A 21,276-nucleotide genomic window follows, 5' to 3' on the forward strand; every position below is an offset into this window, starting at 1 on the left:
CGGCCGCCGGCATCGTGCGGCGGCACGCGACGCCACAGCTTACCCGCGCAAAAAACCGCGCAGTGCGCGCTCGAACGCAATCAAGGCCGCCGACAGCGCCGCGGCCTGCTCGCCGGTCAGCCGGACATAGCGGCGAAACGACGGCATCCGGCTCACGACCTCGCTGCCGCCGAACGGCACGACGGTCAACGTCCAGCGTCCGTCATGCGCGTCGATCGTGCAATCCGTCAAATGCAGCGGGCGCAGCGCGTCGGCGAGCGACGGCTCGGCCACCAGCGCCGCGACGGTGCGCCCGAAACCCGGGTCACAGCCATCCCGGAGTGCGGCCCGCACGCCGGTGCGCCGCAGCCAGCCGGTCTGCGCGATGCGCGCGCTGCCGTGCGCGGCCGGGCCCCGCGCGGTTGCTGCAATCCGCACGCCGACCGTATGCATCAGGAACTGCCGCGCAACCTGCTCGGCGACGCGCACCCGCACGCCGTTCGGCAGCCTCGCCACCCCACTCGCCCCGCCGTCGCCTTCGCGCGCCGCGCGCAGGTCGGCCAGCACGCGCGCGGCGGTCGCGCCGGGCCGGTAGCCAGGCGGCGGCGCAGCGGGCGCGGCGCGCCAACGGGCGAGCACGGCCTTCATCCGGCGACGTGCTCGTTGCGCAGCACGTCCTCGACCGGCACCGGCCTGAACGGATGGCGGCGCTGCACGACGACGGTCCAGAACAGCGCATACAGCGCGGTCAGCCCGAGCATCGCGCCGAACGGCACGTAGATGTCGCGCGGGTTCATGCCCGGCGGCGTGATGTACCAGATCGCGAGCACGATGCCGGCGCTCGACACGATCTGCGGCAGCGGGAACCACGGCGAGCGGTACGGGCGCGGCAGGTCCGGCCGGCGAATCCGCAGCATCACGACCGACGCGGTGACGAGCAGGTACGCGGTGCCCCACGCGCAGGTCGCCGCGAGCACGAGGTGCAGGATGCTGTCGAGGTTGCCGTTGATCAGCCACGCATGGAAGATCGGCACGACCGCCGCCGCGACGATGCCGACCACCGGCGTCCTGAAGCGCGGATGCAGGTACGCGAAGCAGCGCGGCAGCGCGCCGTCGATCGCCATCCCGTACAGGATGCGCGGCAGGCCGGCCATCAGCGTGTTGATCGTCGCGGCGCCGGCAAACAGGAACGCGACGCCGAACCACACGCGGCCGAACGGCCCGAGCACCTGCAGCGCAAACGCGGGAATCGCGCCCGGCGTGTCGAGCAGGTGCGTGAGGCCGTCCGCGCCGACCGGCACGTTCGGCACCTGGCGGCGGATCGCCGCGCCGTACAGGAACATGCAGATCGCGACGCCGACGAGGCCGAGCGCCATCGCGCGCGGGATCGTCCGGCCCGGCGCCTTCATCTCCGGCGCGAGCGGCGTGACGAACTCGCAGCCGACGAACATGAACATCGCCATCCCGACGAGCGACAGCACGGCCGGCAGCGACGCGCCGATTTCCGGGCGGCCGAACCAGCCGTCGAGCTGCACGGCCGGCGCGGCGGCGATGCCGAGGATGCCGAAGATCATCAGCGACAGCCACATGCCGGCCGTCAGCACGATCTCGAGCTTGCTGAACACCTTGATGCCGATGATGTTGGTGATCGCGAACGTGATCACGAGGCCGACGCCGACGAGCCACGAACTGTCGTGCTTCTCGAGCGCCGCGTTCAGCGATTCGAAATTGACGAGCGCCATGATGCCGCTCAGGATCGTCTCCGCGGTGCCGGCGAACACGTGCACGAGGAAGTACGCGGAGATCGTGCCGGTGATCGCCCAGAAGCGGCCGAGCCCGCATGACAGGTAATCGTAAACCGAGCCCGCGGTCGGCAGCATCGCGGCGGCTTCGGAGAACGTCGTCGCCTGCGCCTGCATCATCACGAACGCGATGAGCATCGCGACCGCGAACGCCCAGCCGCCCATCCCGAAGCCCGACGTCGCGGTGAGAATCACCGGGCTCGCCATGATGAGCCCGACGGCGCTTGCGAGCGCGGTCGGGAAACCGACCGCGCCGGCCTTGAGCGCCGTGCCGCCTGCCTCCGCCGCCGGCGCGCCGGCCGATGCGTCCGTTGCCGCGCTGGTAAACCCTGACGATCCCGACATCCTTGTCTCCGGTTTGATCATTCGATGTCGAAAAAATACGCAGGCAAAAAAGCCTTGAGATAGCGCAAATCGGCAAACCGGCGGGCGGCGCACGCACCGCCCGCCCCGGCGCCTGACGCCGTTACGCGAACGGCACCGCCTCGAAGCCGGCCGCGAGCGCGTTGACGATCCGGTCGAGCTGCTCGCGCTGGATCACGAGCGGCGGCGACAGGATGATCTTCGTGCCGACCGGGCGCACCAGCACGCCGTGCTCGCGCGCGACTTCGGCGACCGCGTTCGCGTAGCCGGACAGCGGATCGATCGGCTCGCGGGTCTCTTTGTCCGCGACGAGGTCGAGCGCGAGCATCAGCCCCTTGCCGCGCACCTCGCCGACCGCCGCGAAGCGCCCGGCGAACGGCTGCAACGCTTCCAGCAGGTACGCGCCCTGCTTCGCCGCGTTGGCCGGCAGATCCTCCTTCAGCACGATATCGAGGCTCGCGAGCGCGGCCGCGCACGCGACCGGGTGGCCCGCGTACGTGTAGCCGTGCATGATCGCGCCGCCGAAATCGGCGTTCTGCGCGAACGCTTCCTCGATCCGCGCATTGACGGCCGTCGCGCCGAGCGGCACGTAGCCGGACGAGATGCCCTTCGCGAGACACATGATGTCCGGGCGCACGCCCCAGCCGCGGCTGCCGAACAGGCTGCCGCTGCGGCCGAAGCCGGTCACCACTTCGTCGGCGATCAGCAGCACGCCGTAGCGGTCGCACACCTCGCGCACCAGCGGCCAGTAGTTGGCCGGCGGCACGATCACGCCGCCCGCGCCCTGGATCGGCTCGGCGATGAACGCGGCGACCGTGTCGGGGCTCTGGAACAGGATCTCGCGCTCCAGCAGCTCCGCGCAGATCCGGCCGAGCGCTTCGGGGTCCTGCGTGAACGGGTTGCGGTACAGCCACGGCGTCTCGACGTGAAAGCACCCCGGCAGGTTCGGTTCATAGTTGCGGCGGAACACCGTGTTGCCGTTCACCGACGCGCCGCCGAAATGCGTGCCGTGGTAGCCCTGCTTCAGCGAGATGAACTTCGTGCGGTCCGCCTGGCCGCGCACCTTCCAGTACTGGCGCGCGATCTTCAGCGCGGTCTCGATCGAATCCGAGCCGCCCGAGCTGTACAGCACGCGGCGCATCCCTTCCGGTTCGAGCATGTCGATCAGCAGCTTCGACAGCTCCTCCGCGCGCGGGTGGCTGATCCCGTCGAACAGCTGGAAGTATTCGAGCTCGTCGAGCTGGCGCACGATCGCGTCCTTCACTTCCTTGCGGTTGTGGCCGACGTTGACGTTCCACAGGCCCGCGACGCCGTCGACGAGGCGCTTGCCGGTTTCGTCGAACACGTAACAGCCGTCGCCGCGGACGATGCGGATCGGCGCGCGCCGCTTCATTTCGTTCGGGTGCAGCATCGGGTGCCAGAACTTCGCTTCGTTGTAGCTCATTGCAGTCTCCGCTTTGGGATGGGTGTGCAGGGCCGCGCCGCGCGTCAGTGCGCGATGCAGACGGATTTGGTTTCGGTGAAGCCGTCGATCGCGTGCTGGCCGAACTCGCGGCCGATGCCCGACTGCTTGTAGCCGCCGAACGGCATCGACGGGTCGAGCGGGATGTGGCAGTTCACCCACACGGTGCCGGCCTCGATTTGCGGCACGAGGTTCATCACGCGCGTCAGGTCGTTGCTCCAGATGCTCGCGGCGAGCCCATACGGCGACGCGTTCGCGAGCCGCACCGCGTCGGCCGCATCGTCGAACGGCAGCACGACGACCACCGGGCCGAACACCTCGTCGCGCACGATCGCGCTGTCGGGGTGCGGGTCGGCGATCACGGCCGGCTTCACGAAATAGCCGGGCAGGTCGTCGACGGGCGTGCCGCCGGCGAGGAACGTGTGGCCGTCGCGGCGCGCCTGTCCGATATGCTGGACGACCTTGTCGCGGTGGTGCGCGGACACGAGCGGATTGACTTGCGCGGCCGTGTCGAGCCCCGGCCCGAGCTTCATCGATTGCGCAATGCCCGCGAGGCCGTCCGCGAGCTGCGCGAACTTGCTGCGGTGCACGTAGATTCGCGACGCGGCCGCGCACACCTGCCCCTGGTTGAAGAACGCACCGGCCGCGACGCCGTCGAGCGCCTGCGTGACGTCGACGTCGTCGAGCATCACGATCGGGTTCTTGCCGCCGAGCTCGAGCGAGAAGCGCGTCATGTTCTGCACGGCCGCCGCGCCGACCAGCTTGCCGGTCGCGGTCGAACCCGTGAACGAGATCTTCGCGATCGACGGATGGCTCGCGAGCGCCGCGCCGCACACGCGGCCGCCCGTGACGACGTTGAACACGCCCGGCGGCACGCCCGCTTCCAGTGCAAGCTCGGCGAGGCGCAGCGTGGTGAGCGGCGTTTCCGGCGACGGCTTCAGCACAATCGTGCAGCCGGCCGCGAGTGCGGGCACGAGCTTCCACACGGCGATCATCAGCGGGAAATTCCACGGCACGATCGCGGCGACCACGCCGACCGGCTCCTTGCGCGTATAGGCTGTGTAGCGTGCGCCCGGCGGAAACGGGATCGACACGTCGAGCGTCTGGCCGGTGATCTTGGTCGCCCAGCCGGCCATGTAGCGCACGTATTCGACGCTCGCGCCGACCTCGACCGCGCGCGCGACGTGGATCGACTTGCCCTGGTTCAGCGTTTCGAGCTGCGCGAGCGTTTCGGCGTCGCGCTCGATCAGGTCGGCGAGCTTCAGCAGGATGCGTTCGCGGTCCGCCGGGCGCAGGCCGCGCCACACGCGCGCGTCGAACGCGCGTCTTGCGCTGGCAACCGCGCGCTCGACGTCGTGTTCGTCGGCGTTCGCGACCGTCGCGAGCCGTTCGCCGGTCGCCGGGTCGTGCACGTCGAGCCGCGCCGATGCGTGCGCGGGCTGCATGTCGCCGTCGATGAAGAGGCCGAAGTCGCGCGCGACGAAGCGGCGCACGGTGTCGCTGACGGCGACGAAGGTCGATGAGGTCATGGGCGTCTCGAAGAAGGTCCTGGCGAGGCCGCGTGCCGGGGCACGCGGGCGTCGGATCACTTTATCGAGCGCGTTGGGGAGGACGTGAGCGCAAATTGGCAAGCGCGTGGCGTGCGTCGCGTGCGAACGGTCAGATAGACGATCGCGAGCGGAATCAGGATCGGGATGATTACAGGAACAGCGCCCGGACCATCTCGGTCCGGTTCGACACGCCGAGCTTGCGGTACATGCGCATCAGGTGAGTCTTGATCGTCGGCTGGCCGAGCGCGAGATCGCGCGCGATCTCCTTGTTCGAACGGCCGTCGCGCACGAGGCGCGCGATCTGTTCCTCGCGGTAGGTCAGGCGTTCCTCGCAGCCGATCCGGTGAATCCCGCGTCGCGCGCGCAGCAGTGGGCTCAGCGCGGCTTCGGCGACCGGTTGCAGACGCGCGAGCGCGTCGATCTCGCCCAGTGCGAACCGGCCGGCCGCGCTTTCGCCGGCCGCACCGAACCGCAGCAGCGAGAACGCGCCGACCGTCACGCCGGCGTCGCGCAGCCAGATTTCGACCACATCGGCGACATCATGCCGGCACAGGAAGCGTGTCCAATACGCCGATGCTTCGCGGCGTTCGTCAGGCAGTTGCGACGCGAGCGTGACGACCGCGCCCTCACCCGCCGCACAACGCGACGGATGCAGCGGATCGAGCATCCGATAGCGGGCGACGTAAGTGCGGTGCATCGACTCCGGCATCCCGAACAGTTCGAAATCCGCCGGCTCGCCGCTCGCGTCGAGCCGGTAGAACACGATCGCCGATGGGCTCGCGAATGCGTCGAATGCCGCCACGCACGCGCACAGCGCACGGCACCAGTCGGCAGCGGGATCGGACGAAGCGGATGAGGTCGGCATGATGGGCATCGGCGAGCGGACAGACGCATCGAACGTCAGCGCAGCCTACGGGCGACGGCAAGCGTTGCGTGAGCGCAAATCGGCAATTCGCCGCGATGACGACTTGCACGTGGCTGCTCTGCGAACCGGCTGGCTTCAGCGTTGCGACGCGCGCCCGCGCAGTGCCGTCCGCATCAATGCGCGTTCGCCGCGAACGTATCGCACGCGCTCAGTTCGCCCGACTCGAGGCCGCGCCTGAGCCAATAGACGCGCTGTTCGCTGCTGCCGTGCGTGAAGCTCTCCGGCACCACGTAACCCTGCCCTTGCTGCTGCAAACGATCGTCGCCGATCGCCGCCGCCGTCTTCAGGCCCTGCTCGAAATCGCCGGGCTCGATGAGCCGCTGGTTCGCGCGCTGCGCGTTGTTCGCCCAGACGCCCGCGAAGCAGTCGGCCTGCAGTTCCATGCGCACCGACAGCGCGTTCGAGCGCGCCTCGCTCGAACGGCGGCGCGCGGCGTCGACCTTGCCGGAAATGCCGAGCAGGTTCTGCACGTGATGACCGACCTCGTGCGCGATCACGTACGCCTGCGCGAAATCGCCGCCCGCGCCGAAGCGCCGGCGCAGGTCGTCGTAGAACCCGAGATCGATGTATACCTTCCGGTCGCCCGGACAGTAGAACGGGCCCATTGCGGTTTGCCCGGTGCCGCAGGCCGTCGGCGTCGCGTTCGTGAACATCACGAGCTTCGGCGGCTGGTACTGCTCGTGCAGTTGCGTCGAGAAAATCGTCGTCCAGGTCCGCTCGATGTTGCCTAGCACCTTGCGGGTAAATACCGCGCCGGCGTCGGTCGCGGGCGCGCCCTGATGCTGTGCCTGATGCTGCGCCTGCGGCTGGGCCTGCTGCCGCGCGCCCTGCAGCGCCGATGCGCCTTCGAGCACGACCCGCGGGTCGATTCCGAAGAAATACGAGGCGGCCAGCGCGACGACGATCGTGCCGATGCCGATCGTCGCCCGCCCGCCGCCGAATCCACCGCCGCCGCGGCGATCTTCGACGTTCTGGCTTTCGGTTTCGTCGTCCAGCCTCATTGCCGGCTCCCCCCTTTCATTGCCGTTGCACTGGCCGGACCGAGCCCGGCAGGCAATTTCCATTGCGGCAAGCCGGGTCCGGCTTGCTATCGCGCGGCAACCACGCCCTTGGCCGCCCGCGCCATTTTGCCAACCTTCGACCGCTTGTCGCAAAGATACGGAGCATAGAGCGATCGGGGCGGCGACATCGTCATTCTTTGCAAAATGCCAACGCATGCCGAGCGGCTGCATTCCGTCCCGTGCTCACCCTCTCCGTTTCACATTCACCCATTCGGCTGATACCCGCGCGGCCTCGCGCCGCCTACAGTAACCGGAATCGCGCCCTTCCGGAGACCAACATGCCCCACCCGCCTCCCCGCACGATCGTGATCACCGGCGCGGGCACCGGCATCGGCGCCGCGTGCGCGCGGCGCTTCGCCGGCCGCGGCGACCGGGTCGTGCTGATCGGCCGCCGTCAGGCGCCGCTCGACGTGCTGGCGGCCGACACCGGCGGCCTCGCGCTCGCCGGCGACGCCGCGAGCACGGCCGACTGGCTCCGCCTCATGCCGCGCATCGCCGACCGCTTCGGCCGCATCGACGCGCTCGTCGCCTGCGCGGGCGGGCACGGCCTCGGCCGCGCGCACGAAACCGACGACGCGCAGTGGCGCGACGCGCTGCACGCGAACCTCGACACCGCCTTCGTCAGCGCCCGCGCGTGCCTGCCCGACCTGATCGCGCAACGCGGCAGCATCGTGCTGGTCGCGTCGATTGCTGCGCTCGCGGCCGGGCCCGGCGTGTGCGGGTACACGGTCGGCAAGCATGCGCTGCTCGGGCTCGCGCGCTCGCTTGCGCGGGACTACGGGCCGCACGGCGTGCGCGCGAACGCCGTCTGCCCGGGATGGGTCCGCACGCCGATGGCCGACGCGGAAATGGAGCCCCTGATGGCACGCCACCGCGAATCGCTCGACGCGGCCTATGCGCGCGTCAGCGCCGACGTGCCGCTGCGGCGCGCGGCCGAGCCGGACGAAATCGCGGCCGTGTGCGCGTTCCTCGCGTCGCCGGACGCGTCGTTCGTGACGGGCGCGACGCTCGTCGCGGACGGCGGCGCGATGGCCGTCGACGTGCCGACGCTGGCGTTCGATGGCCCGTGATGTCGTGACGTGCAACGCCGGCCTTAGAGGATGTTATGAACTTTGCCGCTGATAAGGCAAGATGTCGGGATGAAAACCCGCAAGCCTTATCCGAGCGATGTAAGCGACGAAGAATGGTCGTTCGTAGTGCCGTATCTGGCGCTGGTGCGAGAAGACAGTGAACAACGCCGCCACGAGCTTCGCGAGGTCTTCAATGCGCTGCGCTGGCTGATCAGGAGCGGCGCGCCGTGGCGCATGTTGCCTAATGACCTGCCCCCGTGGGAAGCGGTCTATCAACAGACGCAGCGCTGGATGCGAGCGGGCTGTTTCGAGGCGATCGTGCATGATCTGCGAGAACTGTTGCGCGTGTGCGATGGACGCAAAGCGCAACCGAGTGCCATGATCCTGGACAGCCGCACATTGCAATCGACACCGGAATCCGGTGCACGCGCCGGCTACGACGGCGCGAAGCGCCGCAAGGGTTCGAAAGTGCATCTGGCGGTCGATACTCTGGGTCAGTTGCTGGCACTGCATGTGACACCGGCCAATGAGCAGGATCGCGAACAGGTCGAGCAATTGGCCCATGCGGTACAAGAATTGACCGGCCAGAGCGTGGCGCTTGCGTACGTGGACCAGGGCTATACCGGCGAAGCGGCTCGTCAGGCAGCACAAAGCCACGGCATTGAGTTGGAGGTGGTCAAGCACACCGAGGCCAAACGCGGTTTCGTGTTGCTGCCCAGACGCTGGGTGGTCGAGCGCAGCTTCGCATGGGCCGCGCGCTTTCGACGCCTCGCGCGCGACTATGAACGCTTACCTCACACGCTGGCCGGATTCCATTTCCTCGCCTTCGCCTGTCTAATGCTGCCCAAAATCATTGACTTCATTCATATAGGTTCATAACAGGCTCTAGTCACGCCTTGAACGTGAGCCACGGCTTGAGCCGCACCGCGCCGCGTATCAGGCCGGCCTGTTCCTGCGCGTCGATCACCGGTCCGATCGGCTTGTATGCTTCCGGCGCTTCCTCGATGCGGCGCTCCTCGCGAAGCGTGACGCAGGTCCATGCGCCCGGCGCGCGCTCCGTGCGAAGCCGCCTCACGGCCTGCCGGCGCACGCTCCGGCCGGCGCCGTGGCTGCAGGACCACAGCCAGTCCGGATGACCGAGCCCCGTCACCAGGTACGACGCGTCGCCCATCGAACCCGGGATCAACGCGAGGTCGCCTTCGCGGGCCGGCGTGGCGCCCTTGCGATGGATATTCATCCCGTCCTCCTGAAGCACGACGTTGTGCGGCACGTCCACGACCAGCGTCGAATGCGTCCCGCCCGTCAGCTCGGCGAGCGCCTTGCGCACCATCTCGGCGAGCACCACGCGATTCAGCCACGCATAGCGCGCGGCCGTGCCCATGGCGGCCAGATACTCGCGCGCCAGCTCCCCGGAGAGTCCATAGAGGCCGCTCTCCGGATGCTTCAAGCCCGCCGGCCACGCCGCGCGCGCACGATCCATCCAGCGCCGCCCGACGTAGAAGCCGACATCGCGCGAGCCGCTGTGGATCATCACGACGACGTCGTCGCGCGCGAGCCCGGCGCGATAGGCCGCATGCCGGTCGAGCACTTCGTCGACGACCTGCAGCTCGACGAAATGATTGCCCGAACCCGGCGTGCCGAGGCACGGATCGCGAAACGTTTCGCGGGCTCCGACGTGCGCGTGCGGCGCATACGTCGAACTGCCGTCGAACCGGCCGAGACCGATGCACGCGGACAGCTCGCGCACGAGCCGGTCTCGATCGACCTGCTGCCAGATGCCGTGCGGCGCGACACGATCGATGAACGCGTCAGGGCCCGTGTCGAACAGCGCCCGGAACGCATCGCCGTTGACGGGCACGTCCCGGTGATCCGCCAGGATCGCGCGGGTCAGGCGCTCGACGATGCGCGATTCGAGCGGCGCGAGCGACGACCGCTTGAGTCCGGTCGTCAGCAGGCGCATCCCGCAGTTGATGTCGGTGCCGACCGCGGCGGGAATCACGAACGCGTCGTCGGTCGCGACGATCGATCCGACGGGCGCGATTCCGCCCGGATGAAAGTCCGGCGTCGCGCATGCCTTGCAGACGCCGTGGCGATGATCGGGCGAACGCACCGCCGCGAAGGACAGCAGTTGCCGCACCGCCTTCTCCTCGAGCGGCAAGGCGGCGGGCAACAGCACGGAGGCCTGCGACTGTTCGTTGCGCAGGTGGTAGACGCCGGCCTGGTAGTCGACGCGGATGCCTTGCCGTTGCAAGGCTTTTTTCAAGCGGGGAAAAGTAGACATCGCTGCCTGGAATGGAAAAGGTACGACGCGACCTCCGGCAAACCGGTGGTCTCGAGTACCTTCCCGCAGCAGCGTCAAGGAAGGGAGCGCGGATCATAGCAGAAGCGCATTGCCGACGGGAAGGCGGTAACGCGCGCGCTGTCGCGAGCCGCCAACACGGCGGCACGTCCTCTCCCGATCGGCATGCCGGACGTCGTCGATGCATCGATCACCGCAAACACCCCAGCCCCACCAGCGTCGCCTCGACAGCCGCGTCGAGCGGCGTATGCGGCTCGCGCCCCAGCACCGCGATCAGCCGCGCGTTGTCCAGGCGGACCGGCTCGCGCCACAGATAACGCATCTCGAGCAGCTCGCGCAGCGTCGGCACGAACGGCGACGCCGCGCGCACGAGCCACCACGGAAAGCGCCGCAATGCCGGACGCACCCCATGCCGTTGCGCGACGCGGCAGATCGCCTGCGCCATTTCCGTGCCGTCCGCGTCCCAGTGCCCGGCCAGGTGGAAGCGCGCGAACGGCGCCAGCGTCTCCCGCCGCGCGATCAGCTCCACCATCGCGCGGGCCACGTCCGGCAGGTACGCCCATTGATGGCCGACGCCGCGCCGCCCCGGCAGGCTCACGGCCCCGAGCGGCTGCCCGGGCTTCACCAGCCCTTGCGAAAACCAGTTGTTGCCGGCCCGCGGCCCGAAGAAATCACCGGCGCGCACGATGATCGTCCGCACGCCGCGCGCGGCCGCGTCCTGCAGCCGGCGCTCCAGTTCGACCCGGATCGCCCCCTTGCGGGTGGACGGATGCTGCGGCGCATCTTCATGCAGGACCGGAAACGCGTCGGCGCCGTAGTTGTAGACCGTGCCCGGCAGCACGACGGTCGCGCCCGCCGCCGCGGCCGCCGCGATCGTGTTGTCGATCATCGGCAGCACCCATTCGGACCAGCGGCGATAGCCCGGCGGGTTGACCGCATGCACGATCACCGCGCATCCGCGCGCCGCCTGCATCACGGCATCGCGGTCGAGCGCGTCGCCGCGCACCCAGGCCAGCCCGTCGCGCTGCGCCGTGGCGTCCGTCAGCCCGCGCTGCAGCGCCCGCACCCGCCAGCCCGCGTCGCGCAGCTGCCGCGCGACTTCCCCGCCGATGCCGCCCGTCGCGCCGAGCACCAGCGCCAGCCGTTCCGCGTGTTGACCTTCCGTCGTCATTGCCGCTCTCCTGAAATGAATCCGTCGTGAGCGCATTCTGGGCCGCATCGGGATAGCAAGGAATTGGCGAACATGATCGATCCGCTATACATTTCCGTATGACCTCCGATCTCAACTGGGAACTGATTCGAACCTTCCTCGCGGTGCTGACCGAAGGGTCGCTGTCGGGCGCGGCGCGCGCGCTCGGCATCACGCAGCCGACTGCGGGCCGGCACGTCGCCGCGCTCGAAGCCGCGTTCGGCCAGACCCTGTTCACCCGCTCGCCGTCCGGGCTGCTGCCGACCGAGGCCGCGCTGGCGCTGCGCGGCCATGCCGAGACGCTGCGCAGCGCGGCGGCCGCGTTCGAACGCGCGGCGGCGAGTCACGGCAGCGGCGTCAGCGGCGTCGTGCGCATCTCGGCGAGCGACGTGATCGGCGTCGAAGTGCTGCCGCCGATGCTGACGCAGTTGCGGCGCGACCATCCGGGGCTCGTCGTGGAGCTCGCGCCGACCGACCGCATCCAGGACGTGCTGAACCGTGAAGCCGACATCGCGGTCCGCATGGCGCCGCCCGCGCAGGATGCGCTCGTCGCGCGGCGCATCGGGAACATCGAACTGGGCATGTATGCGCGTGACGACTATCTCGCCGAGCACGGCGCGCCGGCGACGCTGGCCGAGCTCGCGCACCATGCGCTGATCGGGTTCGACGCAATGACGCCGTTCCTGCGCGCGGCGGCGCATGCGCTGCCCGTCTGGAACCGTGACGCGTTCGCGCTGCGCACGGACAGCAACCTGGCGCAACTGGCGCTGATCCGCGCGGGATATGGAATCGGCATCTGCCAGACGGCGCTCGCGAAACGCGATGCGCGGCTCGTGCGCGTGCTGCCGGATCAGGTCGCGCTGCCGCTGGAAACGTGGGTCGTGATGCACGAAGACCTGCGCGCGAGCCCGCGCTGCCGGGCGACGTTCGATGCGCTGGTGCGGGGGTTGCTGGCGTATGTCGGCGACGACACGGAATGTCGCCCCGGATACCGATAGACGGCAGCGGAGCGTCCGCTCGCGCCGAACCTTGCATTGCGCTCAGAACGCTTGCAACTCACACCAATCGGGAACGTATTGCTCGCGGATGAAGAAATCGTCGATATAGACGAGTCGTTCCAGCGATCTCAGCACATATCGGCGGCGGCTGAACGTGACCGCGTGAGCCGGCGGCTCACCGCCGCCGCTTGCGTTTCGCCTGTCGCGCTTCCCATTCGGCCAGCTCGACGCGATAGCGCTCCATCGCATCCTCGTACAGGTCGAAGATGCATGGCGAGCAGCCGCTGTTGCAGCAGTCTTCGAGTTCCGGTTGCTGAGGCGGGGTCGGACGCGGATCGTCGGCGGACGAATCCGGAGAGGCAGGCTTGGGCACGGCGCTGATTGAGTGACGGGGAACACCCAGTATAAGTGGATGCCGCGCGACCTGCCGGCCGGGACGATCCCGGCCGGCCGCTTCCCTCGATTGCGCGCGATCACTGCGCCGGCGCGTCCGGCTTCGCTGCGCCTGCCTTCGGCTCGTCGGCCAGCGGCTGCCACGCCGCGCCGACCGAATACCAGTCGATGCGCCGGGTGAGCGTCATGATGCCGGCGAGAATCGCGAACAGCAGCAGCGAACCGAGCATCAGCGCATTGTCTTCCGACAGCAGCAGCCCGTAGAGCGCGGCATACAGCAGCGCCAGCAGCCCGGCGAACGCGGCCCCGCGCTTCACGCTGTGCAGCACGAACGACAGGTAGAAGCCGAGCAGGCCGATGCACGCGCCGCTCGCCGCCAGATACGCGTACTCGAACGCGATGTGCTCGGACAGGCTCAGCAGCAGCAGGAAGAACAGCGCGAGCGACAGGCCCACCAGCAGGTACTGGATCGGGTGAATGCGCAGCCGCTTCACGAGCTCGAACATGAAGAAGCTCGCGAAGGTGAGCATCACGAACAGCGCCCCGTACTTCGTCGCGCGCTCGGCTTCGAGATAGACGTTGACCGGCTCGATCAGCGAGACCGAGGCGGCTTCGAGCGCCTCGTCCCCGCTGCCCGCCGCGATCTGCTCGCGCACCTTCGTGTTGAAGGACGTCAGGCTCCATGCGCTCGCGAAGCCGCCGGCATCGACGGTGCGGGTGCGCGGCAGGAACGCGCCGTCGAAACTCGGGTGCGGCCACGCGGATTTCAGCGAGAAATCGTTCTGGTCGGCGATCGGCGCGAACGCAACGGATTGCGCGCCCAACAGCGGCAGCTCGATGCTGAACGGCACGACGTTTTCGGCGGACGCGGCGGAGGACGCGGCGGGGAACGCGCCGAGGTCGACGTCCGCATGCACGCCCTGACGCAGGCTCGGGAGCTGCGCGCCCTGCTCCATCGTCAGCCGCTTGCCGCCGAGAACCAGCACCGGCTGCGCCATCAGGCCGCGAATGTCGCTGATGCCGAACGCGAGGTACGGATTGCCGATCGCGAAGCTCACGTGGCCGGCCGACTGCTGCAGCTGCTTCAGGTCCGGCAACGCGAGCGTGCCCTCCCAGCGGCTCTGCAGGTCGTACACCAGCGCCTTGTGAATGCCGCGGTAGCGGACGCTGGTCGCAAGTCCGCCCTTGACGCTCAGGGTCTTCGGGAACACCAGCAGGCGCTTCGCTTCGGTCTGCACGCGCTCGCTCGCCGGCTGGCCGGGCGCCGCCTCGGTCCGGATGCGGGTGACTTCCGTGTACGGCACGACCAGGATCGGCCCGGTCATGGTCTGCGGCCCCGCATAGCTGGACCAGATGCTTCTCAACGCGTCTTCGCGGTACGACGCGCGCTCCTGCACGATGCTGCTCACCAGATGCAGCGGGATCAGGATGAGCAGCACGAGGCACGCCGTGATCAGGGACTTGAACAACAGGACTCGATTCATGTGAGCGGATACCGGAGTGGAACAGTCCGCTCAGCATGATCGTGTCGGGTGAAGCGCCGCCGAAGCGGACGTGAAGCGAATGTGTGGCGAACGTGAAGCAGGCTCCGGGGCTCAGCCCGCCGACGGCAGCGTCAGCGTCGCGCAGGCGCCGCCTTCCGCGCGGTTGGCGAGCGCGATGCTGCCGTGGTGCAGCATCGCGACCTCGCGCACGAAGCACAGGCCGAGGCCCGTGCTGCGATCGCGGCCGTCCGGTCGCGGCAGCGAATAGAACCGCTCGAACACGCGCGCCATCGCGTAGTCGGGAATGCCCGGGCCGTCATCCGTCACGCGGATCGCGATGACGTGCGTCCTGCCCGCCGCCTGCCGATCCAGCGCGACCTTGACCACGCTGCCGCGCGGCGCGAAATCCAGCGCGTTCTCCAGCAGGTTGCCGAGCGCCTGGCGCAGCAGGAACGCATCGCCCGCCACGACCGCGGCGTCCCCGCTCGCCGACGGCCGCTCCAGTTGCAGCGTCACCCCGCACTGGCGCGCGCGCGGCTCGGCATCCTCCAGCAGTTGTTCGAGCAGCGGCGTGAGCGCGACCGTTTCGTGCGCCGACAGGCGCTGCTTCTGCTCGACCTCGGCCAGCGCGAGCAGCTTGCGGATCATGTGCTCGAGGCGGCCGGCCTGGTGACGGATGTTGTCCGTGAAGCGCCGGCGGTTCGCGACGGGCATCTCCTCCTGCAGCAGCTCGGCCGCGCCGCTGATGGCCGCGAGCGGGCTCTTCATCTCGTGCGTGAGCGTGTGGATGTAGTTCTCGACGTACTGCCGGTCCTCGAGGCGCCGGTGCATGCTCTCCACCGCGCGCCCGAGCTCCGCGAGTTCGTTGGCGCCCTGCAGCGGCATGACCGCGCGCTCGCCCGCCGCGATCGTGCGCGCATAGCGCTGCAGCCGGCGCAGGCCGAGCACCAGCCACCACGTGCACGCGACGCCGATCAGGATCGCGCCGCCCATCAGCAGCGCCCCGTACTGCATGATCTTGCGCTGGCTGCGCGCGATGAACGGCGCGACGGCCTGGTTCGGCTTCGCGATGGTCAGCACGCCGATGATCGCGTTGCCGTTGCGGATCGGCGCGGCGACGTGCATCACGGTGCTGCTTTCGTCGTTCGGGTCCGCGCGGGTGCTGCGCGCGCCGTACTCGCCGCGCAGCGTCCGGTAGACGTCGTTCCAGCGCGAATAGTCCTTGCCGAGCGCCTTGCCCGCGGAGTCGTAACGCACGATCCCGTGCGCGTCGGTGACGTAGATGCGATAGCTGATCGTGTCCTTGCGCATGCCCCAGACATTCGCGCGGAGCGGGCTCGCATGCAGCTTTTCGAGCTGCCGGGCAAACGCGCCGTCGCCGATGTGACCGCTGGCCATGTCGTCGGCGGCGAGCGTGGCGAGCACCTGGGCCGTGTCGACCAGCGTGTCCTCCATCGCCTCCCGGACGCCGGGTTTGACTTCCTGGACGAACACCCGCAGCGTGATCAGCGCGGCGAGGCCGACGATCAGGAAGAAGCCGAAAAAGATCCGCAGTCCGATGTGCATGAGTCGATGGCCCGCGTTACGGTTGCAGCGAATAGCCCATCCCGCGATGGGTGCGGATCGGGTCGCGCGCCGGATCGATTGCACGCAGCTTCGCGCGCAACGTCTTGATATGGGTGTCGACCGTGCGGTCGGTCGTGTCGAGCGCGTCTCGCCACACGAGGTCCATCAGCTGGTCGCGCGAATAGATGCGCCCGGGATGCCGGACGAGCAGCGCCAGCAGGCCGAATTCGTAGCGCGTGAGGTTCAGCGTCTGGCCGAGCCACGCGAGCCGCGCGCCGTCCGCATCCAGCGCGAAGCCTGCCGCCACGTCCGGCGTGCCCGGCCCCTGCGCGCGCGGCTGCGCGGCCGGCCGGTTGAGCCGGCGCAGGATGACCCGCACGCGCGCGGCCAGCTCGCGCGGGGAAAACGGCTTGACCACGTAGTCGTCCGCGCCGATTTCCAGCCCGACGATCCGGTCGATCTCGTCGTGCCTTGCGGTGAGGAAGATCACCGGCACGTCCGTGAACGTGCGCAGCGTCCGGCAGACTTCGAAGCCGTTGATGTCGGGCAGCCCGACGTCGAGCACGACGAGATCGAAGCGCGCTTCGCGCAAGCGCTCGAGCGCGGCATGCCCGAGCGTGCAGTGCACGGTCTGCATGCCGTCCGTGCCGAGCGCGTAGACGATCGTGTCCGCGATGGCCAATTCGTCTTCGACCACCAGGATATTGGGCTGATTCATTGTTTTCGGGTCTGCTCGCACTATGCGGTCCGGTATTTTACGCACGGCGTCAGCAGGCCCATCGAAAAACGCCGGCGGCGGGTGTCCGTACCGGCGCGCGACGCGGCGCCGGCCTACTCGACCCGGCCGCTCACCGGAATCCACGCGCCGCGGATCGCCTGCGCATCCGCCGACAACAGGAACCCGATCGTCGCCGCGATCTCGCTCGGCTGGACCCAGCGCGTGAAGTCCGCATCGGGCATGTCCGCGCGGTTCTGCGGCGTATCGATGATGCTCGGCGCGATCGCGTTGACCGTCACGCCCGTGTCGCGCAGCTCCGCCGCGAGCGCTTCGGTCAGCCGCGCGACGCCGGACTTCGCGGCCGCATACGCGCCCATCCCGGGCCCGGCCTTGAGCGCCGCGCCCGCGCCGATATTGACGATCCGGCCCGACGGACGCTGCAGCAGATGCGGCAGCGCCGCCTTCGACGCGTTCAGCGCCGTCTTCACGTTGAGCGCATACATCCGGTCCCAGGTGGCGACGTCGCCGTCGGCCACCGTTTCCCACGCGAACGCGCCCGCGATGTTGAGCAGCGCATCGAGCCGGCCGAACTCGCGCTGCACGGCATCGAGCGCCTGCACGGCGGCCTGCTCGTCGACCAGGTCGGCGCCGCCGATGCAGCGCGCGCCGGCGAGCCCCGCCGGCAGCGTTTCCGCGGCCGGCGCCGCGCCCCGCCCGATCAGCGCGATGCGCGCGCCTCGCGCGCCCAGCCACGCCGCCGTTGCGAGGCCGAGATGACCAAAGCCGCCCGTGATCGCCACCACCGATCCGTTGATGCCGGTTTCCATCGCTTCCACCTCCTGGCTGGTTGATTGCGGTGCACGATACGCGCGCCGCCCTCGGTCATTCTGGCATGCGGGCGCGCCGCCGGCCGGCGCGCGCGCCGATGTCCGGGCATAATGCGTCGGTCAAATCGGCCCGCTTGCGCACCGAATTGCTTCAACCGTCAAGGCAACGGTGCGCGAAACGCCCGGTCGTTCATCGAATCTCATCCAGTCAATCACATGCAAGTCGTCGTCGTTGGTTCAGGCAAGCTGGCAACCGAGCTGCTCGGCTCGCACAACCTGGACAACACGTATCAGGTCGTGTCGTGGTCGGACAGCGCGCGAGCGGACGTCGCATCGATCGTCGTGCACGCGGGGTCCGGCCGGGAACTCCCCGCCGCGATCGCCTTCTGCCGCGCGACGGGTTCGCCGCTCGTCGAGCTTTCCACGGGCTCCGATCTCGAAACCGGGTCTCACGATTTCCCGATCGTGCTGTGCCCGAACACCAATATCCTGATGCTCAAGTTCATGAGCATGCTGGAAACGAGCGGTCACCTGTTTCGCAACTGCGATATCAGCCTCGTCGAATCGCACCAGGCAACGAAGACGTCCGTGCCCGGCACCGCGGTCGGCATCGGCCGATCGCTCGGCCTGCAGCCGCAGGACATCCGCTCGGTGCGCGACCCCGACGTGCAGCGCCGCGAACTGCACATTCCCGACGACGAACTTGGCCGCCACGCGTATCACCGGGTCCGCATCGAGGACGGCGCCTGCAGCCTCCAGCTCGAATCGCGCGTCTACGGTGCGTCGCCCTATGCGGACGGCGTGTCGCGCATCGTCGAGGCGGTGGGCCGCCACGCGCTCGAAAATCGCCGCTATCCGGTGATGGAGTTCGTGCGCAACGGCTGGCTGTAGCCGCGCCCAGGGCCTGTTCACGCGAGCACCGTCCCGCTCTCCGGCAACGTCGCGCCGCCGTCGACGACGATCGTCTGCCCGGTCACGTACGACGCATCCGCTGACGCGAGAAACAGCATCGCATTCGCGACATCCTCCGGTTCGCCCATTCTCGCGAGCGGAATGTCGCGCGTGATCCGCGCCGCGACCGATGCGCCGCCGAGATTGTCCGCCGCCGGCGTCCGGATCATCCCCGGCTCGACGCCGTTGACCGTCACGTTGCTGCGCGCCAGCTCCAGCGCCGCCGCCCGAATGAAGCCGTTCACGCCCGCCTTCGACGCCGCGTAATGCGCGAGCCCCGGAAACGCGACGCGCGGCCCCGTGACCGACGACGTGACGAGCAGCCGCCCCGCCCCCGCGCGAACGAACGCCGGCAGCGCCGCCTGCGCGAGCCAGAACAGCGCGGACAGGTTGACGGCCAGCGTCCGTTCGAGCAGCGCTTCGTCGATCCCTGCGAACGGCGTCAGCGGAAAGTACGCGGCGTTGTGGATGACGACGTCGAGCCGCCCGCCGTCCCGCTCGACCGCCGCGACGAGCGCGTTCAGTGTGTTGCGGCTCGCCGCATCGACGTGATACGCACGCGCCGTTCCGCCCGCCTCGGCGATTGCCGCCGCCTGCGCGGCGGCAGCCTCCTGCTGCAGATCGGCCAGCGCCACGGCCGCGCCGGCCTGCGCGAAGCGCCGCGCGATCGCCGCGCCGATGCCCTGCGCGGCGCCCGTGACCAGCACGCCCCGTCCGGCGAAATCCGCGTTCAGCCGGCCGCTGCCGAGCGCGGCGCTCATTGCCCGGCCTCGCCGCCGCACGGATGCACGGTTTCGTTCAGCATGCGCGCCGACCGGGAAATTCGACAGCGAACCGAAATCCTCGCCCTGATAGCCGAAGATCTTGCCGTCCGTCTTGCGCTGCGCGAGGTCGATCAGCACGACGCCGAGCGTCGGCACCACCTTCTCGCGCCACACGAACAGGTACAGCGCGTCCGCGAGCTTGAAATAGTGGCAGCGGTCCACGTCGGCCAGCCCGCGCTCGACGCCTTCCAGGCATTGCCATGCATAGAAGTGCTCGTTCAGGTAGATGTGCTCGTAGCATTCGGTCGGACTGTAGCGATACATCGTCCGCTTGCCGATCAGCTCACGGGTCGGCGCATGCAGCGGCCCCGGCTGCGCATGACCGCCGATCGTGCCGTGCCGGAATGCGACGGCGACCCCGGTCAGCGGCAACCCGTGCACGACGCGCGTGAAGGCGTCGATGCGCGTGTCCGCCTCGGTCGGCAGCGTGCCGGTCACCGACGTCCACACGCCGCGGTCCGTGTCGATCACGAGGCTCACCGACGTCGCGCGCGCGGCCGAATCGACATAGTCGACGAAGACCAGCCCGCTGCGCAGCTGCGTCACGCGGCACGGCTCATGGCCCTCCTCGCCGGTTGCCGCGTCGCGCCACTGCAGCGTGCGCGCCCCGAACGTATAGACGCGCGATGCGCCGGATGCATCGTCGAGTTCAAGGGTCTCGCCCGCGAGCGCGCCGGCGGGCGCAAGAACGTTCGCGTCCGGCGCGAAACCGTCCGCGAGCGCGCCCACCTGGATGAATAACGGATCCTGTCGTTCCACTGCCGTCTCCCGTGCAGCTTCAGGCCCGGCGGGCCGTGTACGCTGCTCGTCCGACATGGTGCTTGCAATGCGCGGCGTGCGGTATCGGCCGAACGGATGAACTGCGCGCGCCGCCTGAACGCGCTAAAGTGCGTCTGATCCGCGCCGGGCCGGCGCGCGAGGAGCACACATGCATCGTGTCACGCATTACCGCCGCACCTGTGAAGGCGTCGAGGCGATCAGCCTCGATTCCGACCGCGCGTTCCCGCGTCACGCGCACGACGAATTCGGCGTCGGCGTGATCGTCAGCGGCGCGCACCGGTCGTGGAGCGGCCGCGGGCAGGTCGACGCGCAGGCCGGCGACGCGATCATGGTCAACCCGGGCGAGATGCACGACGGCGCGCCGCTCGGCGGCGACGCACGCCGAAGCTGGCGGATGCTGTACCTCGCGCCCGAACTGATCGCGCGCGTCGCGGCAGAGGAAGGGCTCGGCGAAGTGGAACTCGCGCATCCGGCGGTGCGCGACGCGCGGCTGGCCGCCGCCGTGAGCCGGCTCTACGCGCGCATCGTCGGCGACGAAGACGGCACGTCGCTCGCCTGCGACGAAGCGCTCGTGATGCTCGTCGCGGGGCTGCTTGCGCGGCACGCGAACCGCGCGCTGCCCGCGCCCGGCGCCACGCCCGCGATCCGCGCCGCGCGGGAACGGCTCGATGCGGCGCCCGCCGCGCCGGTGGCGCTCGCGGAACTGGCGGGCTTGAGCGGCGTCAGCCGCTTCCAGCTGCTGCGCGGCTTCGCGCGCGAACTCGGCATCACGCCGCACGCGTACCTGATCCAGTCGCGTGCGCGCCTCGCCCGTGCGTTGCTCGCGCGCGGCCACCCGATCGCCGACGCCGCGGCCGAAGCGGGATTCGCCGACCAGAGCCACCTGACGCGCGCGTTTGCGCGCCAGTTCGGGATCACGCCCGGACAGTTCGCACAGGCGATGCGATAGGCGATGCAGCGCGTGGCGAGTCGCGCGCCGGCACGCTGCAATTTCGTTCAAGACGTGCGCCGCCCCGTCACGCGACGATGCGGCGC

19 protein-coding genes and 1 pseudogene are annotated in these 21,276 nt (G+C 69.3%); 5 read left to right on the forward strand and 15 right to left on the reverse strand.

The window, feature by feature from the left end; translation table 11 throughout:
- Window positions 1-39: 39 nt before the first annotated feature.
- The 6 genes from KY49_RS31820 to ypfJ form a co-directional block, all read right to left on the reverse strand.
- Window positions 40-627 carry a DUF3156 family protein gene (locus KY49_RS31820; RefSeq protein WP_042588263.1) on the reverse strand — a complete coding sequence of 196 codons (588 nt, stop codon included), beginning with the start codon at window positions 625-627 and terminating at the stop codon, window positions 40-42.
- Entirely contained in the window at window positions 624-2,126 is a 1,503-nt protein-coding gene (locus tag KY49_RS31825; protein ID WP_042588264.1) for an APC family permease, read from the reverse strand. The genes KY49_RS31820 and KY49_RS31825 overlap by 4 nt, the downstream gene beginning before the upstream one ends.
- A gap of 121 nt (window positions 2,127-2,247) precedes the next feature.
- Complete coding sequence (locus KY49_RS31830; RefSeq protein ID WP_042588265.1) at window positions 2,248-3,588, reverse strand: aspartate aminotransferase family protein; 1,341 nt, start codon at window positions 3,586-3,588, stop codon at window positions 2,248-2,250.
- A gap of 44 nt (window positions 3,589-3,632) precedes the next feature.
- Complete coding sequence (locus KY49_RS31835) at window positions 3,633-5,135, reverse strand: aldehyde dehydrogenase family protein (protein ID WP_042588266.1); 1,503 nt, start codon at window positions 5,133-5,135, stop codon at window positions 3,633-3,635.
- A gap of 169 nt (window positions 5,136-5,304) precedes the next feature.
- Window positions 5,305-6,021: a helix-turn-helix transcriptional regulator gene (locus KY49_RS31840; protein WP_042588891.1), complete on the reverse strand. Its 717-nt coding sequence runs from the start codon at window positions 6,019-6,021 to the stop codon at window positions 5,305-5,307.
- A 173-nt stretch (window positions 6,022-6,194) separates the two neighbouring features.
- The gene (gene ypfJ / locus KY49_RS31845) at window positions 6,195-7,082 is read right to left on the reverse strand and encodes a KPN_02809 family neutral zinc metallopeptidase (protein ID WP_042588267.1); all 888 of its coding nucleotides are present in this window, start codon (window positions 7,080-7,082) and stop codon (window positions 6,195-6,197) included.
- A gap of 338 nt (window positions 7,083-7,420) precedes the next feature.
- Here ypfJ and KY49_RS31850 point away from each other — a divergent pair, with 338 nt between their 5' ends.
- Window positions 7,421-8,212 carry an SDR family NAD(P)-dependent oxidoreductase gene (locus tag KY49_RS31850; RefSeq protein WP_042588268.1) on the forward strand — a complete coding sequence of 264 codons (792 nt, stop codon included), beginning with the start codon at window positions 7,421-7,423 and terminating at the stop codon, window positions 8,210-8,212.
- A gap of 69 nt (window positions 8,213-8,281) precedes the next feature.
- On the forward strand, window positions 8,282-9,091 hold the full coding sequence (locus KY49_RS31855; protein ID WP_042588269.1) for an IS5 family transposase: 810 nt from the start codon (window positions 8,282-8,284) through the stop codon (window positions 9,089-9,091).
- Between the two features lie 10 nt (window positions 9,092-9,101).
- Here KY49_RS31855 and KY49_RS31860 read toward each other — a convergent pair whose 3' ends face one another.
- Window positions 9,102-10,493, reverse strand: a complete 1,392-nt coding sequence (locus tag KY49_RS31860; RefSeq protein ID WP_042588270.1) for an RtcB family protein — start codon at window positions 10,491-10,493, stop codon at window positions 9,102-9,104.
- Between the two features lie 208 nt (window positions 10,494-10,701).
- Window positions 10,702-11,682 carry an NAD-dependent epimerase/dehydratase family protein gene (locus tag KY49_RS31865; RefSeq protein WP_042588271.1) on the reverse strand — a complete coding sequence of 327 codons (981 nt, stop codon included), beginning with the start codon at window positions 11,680-11,682 and terminating at the stop codon, window positions 10,702-10,704.
- A 98-nt stretch (window positions 11,683-11,780) separates the two neighbouring features.
- Here KY49_RS31865 and KY49_RS31870 point away from each other — a divergent pair, with 98 nt between their 5' ends.
- On the forward strand, window positions 11,781-12,698 hold the full coding sequence (locus KY49_RS31870; protein WP_042588272.1) for a LysR family transcriptional regulator: 918 nt from the start codon (window positions 11,781-11,783) through the stop codon (window positions 12,696-12,698).
- A 175-nt stretch (window positions 12,699-12,873) separates the two neighbouring features.
- On the opposite strand, the gene KY49_RS31875 is transcribed toward KY49_RS31870, so the two are convergent.
- The 5 genes from KY49_RS31875 to KY49_RS31895 all read right to left on the reverse strand — a co-directional run bounded on the left by KY49_RS31875 (window position 12,874) and on the right by KY49_RS31895 (window position 17,686).
- Window positions 12,874-13,071: an oxidoreductase-like domain-containing protein gene (locus KY49_RS31875; protein WP_042588273.1), complete on the reverse strand. Its 198-nt coding sequence runs from the start codon at window positions 13,069-13,071 to the stop codon at window positions 12,874-12,876.
- Between the two features lie 100 nt (window positions 13,072-13,171).
- Window positions 13,172-14,575, reverse strand: coding sequence for a cell envelope integrity protein CreD (creD, locus tag KY49_RS31880; protein WP_042588274.1), 1,404 nt, complete (start codon window positions 14,573-14,575; stop codon window positions 13,172-13,174).
- A gap of 111 nt (window positions 14,576-14,686) precedes the next feature.
- The gene (creC, locus tag KY49_RS31885) at window positions 14,687-16,141 is read right to left on the reverse strand and encodes a two-component system sensor histidine kinase CreC (protein WP_042588275.1); all 1,455 of its coding nucleotides are present in this window, start codon (window positions 16,139-16,141) and stop codon (window positions 14,687-14,689) included.
- 16 nt (window positions 16,142-16,157) lie between these two features.
- Window positions 16,158-16,859 carry a two-component system response regulator CreB gene (gene creB / locus KY49_RS31890; RefSeq protein WP_042588276.1) on the reverse strand — a complete coding sequence of 234 codons (702 nt, stop codon included), beginning with the start codon at window positions 16,857-16,859 and terminating at the stop codon, window positions 16,158-16,160.
- 113 nt (window positions 16,860-16,972) lie between these two features.
- Window positions 16,973-17,686 carry an SDR family NAD(P)-dependent oxidoreductase gene (locus KY49_RS31895; protein ID WP_042588277.1) on the reverse strand — a complete coding sequence of 238 codons (714 nt, stop codon included), beginning with the start codon at window positions 17,684-17,686 and terminating at the stop codon, window positions 16,973-16,975.
- Between the two features lie 216 nt (window positions 17,687-17,902).
- Here KY49_RS31895 and KY49_RS31900 point away from each other — a divergent pair, with 216 nt between their 5' ends.
- On the forward strand, window positions 17,903-18,577 hold the full coding sequence (locus tag KY49_RS31900) for a dihydrodipicolinate reductase C-terminal domain-containing protein (RefSeq protein WP_042588278.1): 675 nt from the start codon (window positions 17,903-17,905) through the stop codon (window positions 18,575-18,577).
- Between the two features lie 17 nt (window positions 18,578-18,594).
- Here KY49_RS31900 and KY49_RS31905 read toward each other — a convergent pair whose 3' ends face one another.
- Entirely contained in the window at window positions 18,595-19,398 is an 804-nt protein-coding gene (locus KY49_RS31905) for an SDR family oxidoreductase (protein WP_042588279.1), read from the reverse strand.
- Window positions 19,395-20,220 (reverse strand): annotated as a pseudogene (locus tag KY49_RS31910) (molybdenum cofactor biosynthesis F family protein). Before KY49_RS31910 ends, KY49_RS31905 begins: the two are co-directional and overlap by 4 nt.
- 169 nt (window positions 20,221-20,389) lie before the next feature.
- Here KY49_RS31910 and KY49_RS31915 point away from each other — a divergent pair.
- Window positions 20,390-21,190: an AraC family transcriptional regulator gene (locus tag KY49_RS31915; protein WP_042588280.1), complete on the forward strand. Its 801-nt coding sequence runs from the start codon at window positions 20,390-20,392 to the stop codon at window positions 21,188-21,190.
- Window positions 21,191-21,276: the final 86 nt, after the last annotated feature.

Source organism: Burkholderia sp. MSHR3999 (assembly GCF_000833595.1).
GTDB classification, from domain to species: Bacteria; Pseudomonadota; Gammaproteobacteria; order Burkholderiales; family Burkholderiaceae; genus Burkholderia; species Burkholderia ubonensis.

What these genes read in the sequence shown, in the direction of transcription:
- KY49_RS31840 (WP_042588891.1), bottom strand. Translation starts at nt 6,021, where the DNA reads ATGCCGACCTCATCCGCTTCGTCCGATCCCGCTGCCGACTGGTGCCGT.
- KY49_RS31855 (WP_042588269.1), top strand. Translation starts at nt 8,282, where the DNA reads ATGAAAACCCGCAAGCCTTATCCGAGCGATGTAAGCGACGAAGAATGG.
- KY49_RS31900 (WP_042588278.1), top strand. Translation starts at nt 17,903, where the DNA reads ATGCAAGTCGTCGTCGTTGGTTCAGGCAAGCTGGCAACCGAGCTGCTC.
- KY49_RS31860 (WP_042588270.1), bottom strand. Translation starts at nt 10,493, where the DNA reads ATGTCTACTTTTCCCCGCTTGAAAAAAGCCTTGCAACGGCAAGGCATC.
- KY49_RS31865 (WP_042588271.1), bottom strand. Translation starts at nt 11,682, where the DNA reads ATGACGACGGAAGGTCAACACGCGGAACGGCTGGCGCTGGTGCTCGGC.
- ypfJ (WP_042588267.1), bottom strand. Translation starts at nt 7,082, where the DNA reads ATGAGGCTGGACGACGAAACCGAAAGCCAGAACGTCGAAGATCGCCGC.
- KY49_RS31870 (WP_042588272.1), top strand. Translation starts at nt 11,781, where the DNA reads ATGACCTCCGATCTCAACTGGGAACTGATTCGAACCTTCCTCGCGGTG.
- KY49_RS31820 (WP_042588263.1), bottom strand. Translation starts at nt 627, where the DNA reads ATGAAGGCCGTGCTCGCCCGTTGGCGCGCCGCGCCCGCTGCGCCGCCG.
- KY49_RS31915 (WP_042588280.1), top strand. Translation starts at nt 20,390, where the DNA reads ATGCATCGTGTCACGCATTACCGCCGCACCTGTGAAGGCGTCGAGGCG.
- KY49_RS31830 (WP_042588265.1), bottom strand. Translation starts at nt 3,588, where the DNA reads ATGAGCTACAACGAAGCGAAGTTCTGGCACCCGATGCTGCACCCGAAC.
- creD (WP_042588274.1), bottom strand. Translation starts at nt 14,575, where the DNA reads ATGAATCGAGTCCTGTTGTTCAAGTCCCTGATCACGGCGTGCCTCGTG.
- creB (WP_042588276.1), bottom strand. Translation starts at nt 16,859, where the DNA reads ATGAATCAGCCCAATATCCTGGTGGTCGAAGACGAATTGGCCATCGCG.
- KY49_RS31905 (WP_042588279.1), bottom strand. Translation starts at nt 19,398, where the DNA reads ATGAGCGCCGCGCTCGGCAGCGGCCGGCTGAACGCGGATTTCGCCGGA.
- KY49_RS31895 (WP_042588277.1), bottom strand. Translation starts at nt 17,686, where the DNA reads ATGGAAACCGGCATCAACGGATCGGTGGTGGCGATCACGGGCGGCTTT.
- KY49_RS31835 (WP_042588266.1), bottom strand. Translation starts at nt 5,135, where the DNA reads ATGACCTCATCGACCTTCGTCGCCGTCAGCGACACCGTGCGCCGCTTC.
- KY49_RS31825 (WP_042588264.1), bottom strand. Translation starts at nt 2,126, where the DNA reads ATGTCGGGATCGTCAGGGTTTACCAGCGCGGCAACGGACGCATCGGCC.
- creC (WP_042588275.1), bottom strand. Translation starts at nt 16,141, where the DNA reads ATGCACATCGGACTGCGGATCTTTTTCGGCTTCTTCCTGATCGTCGGC.
- KY49_RS31850 (WP_042588268.1), top strand. Translation starts at nt 7,421, where the DNA reads ATGCCCCACCCGCCTCCCCGCACGATCGTGATCACCGGCGCGGGCACC.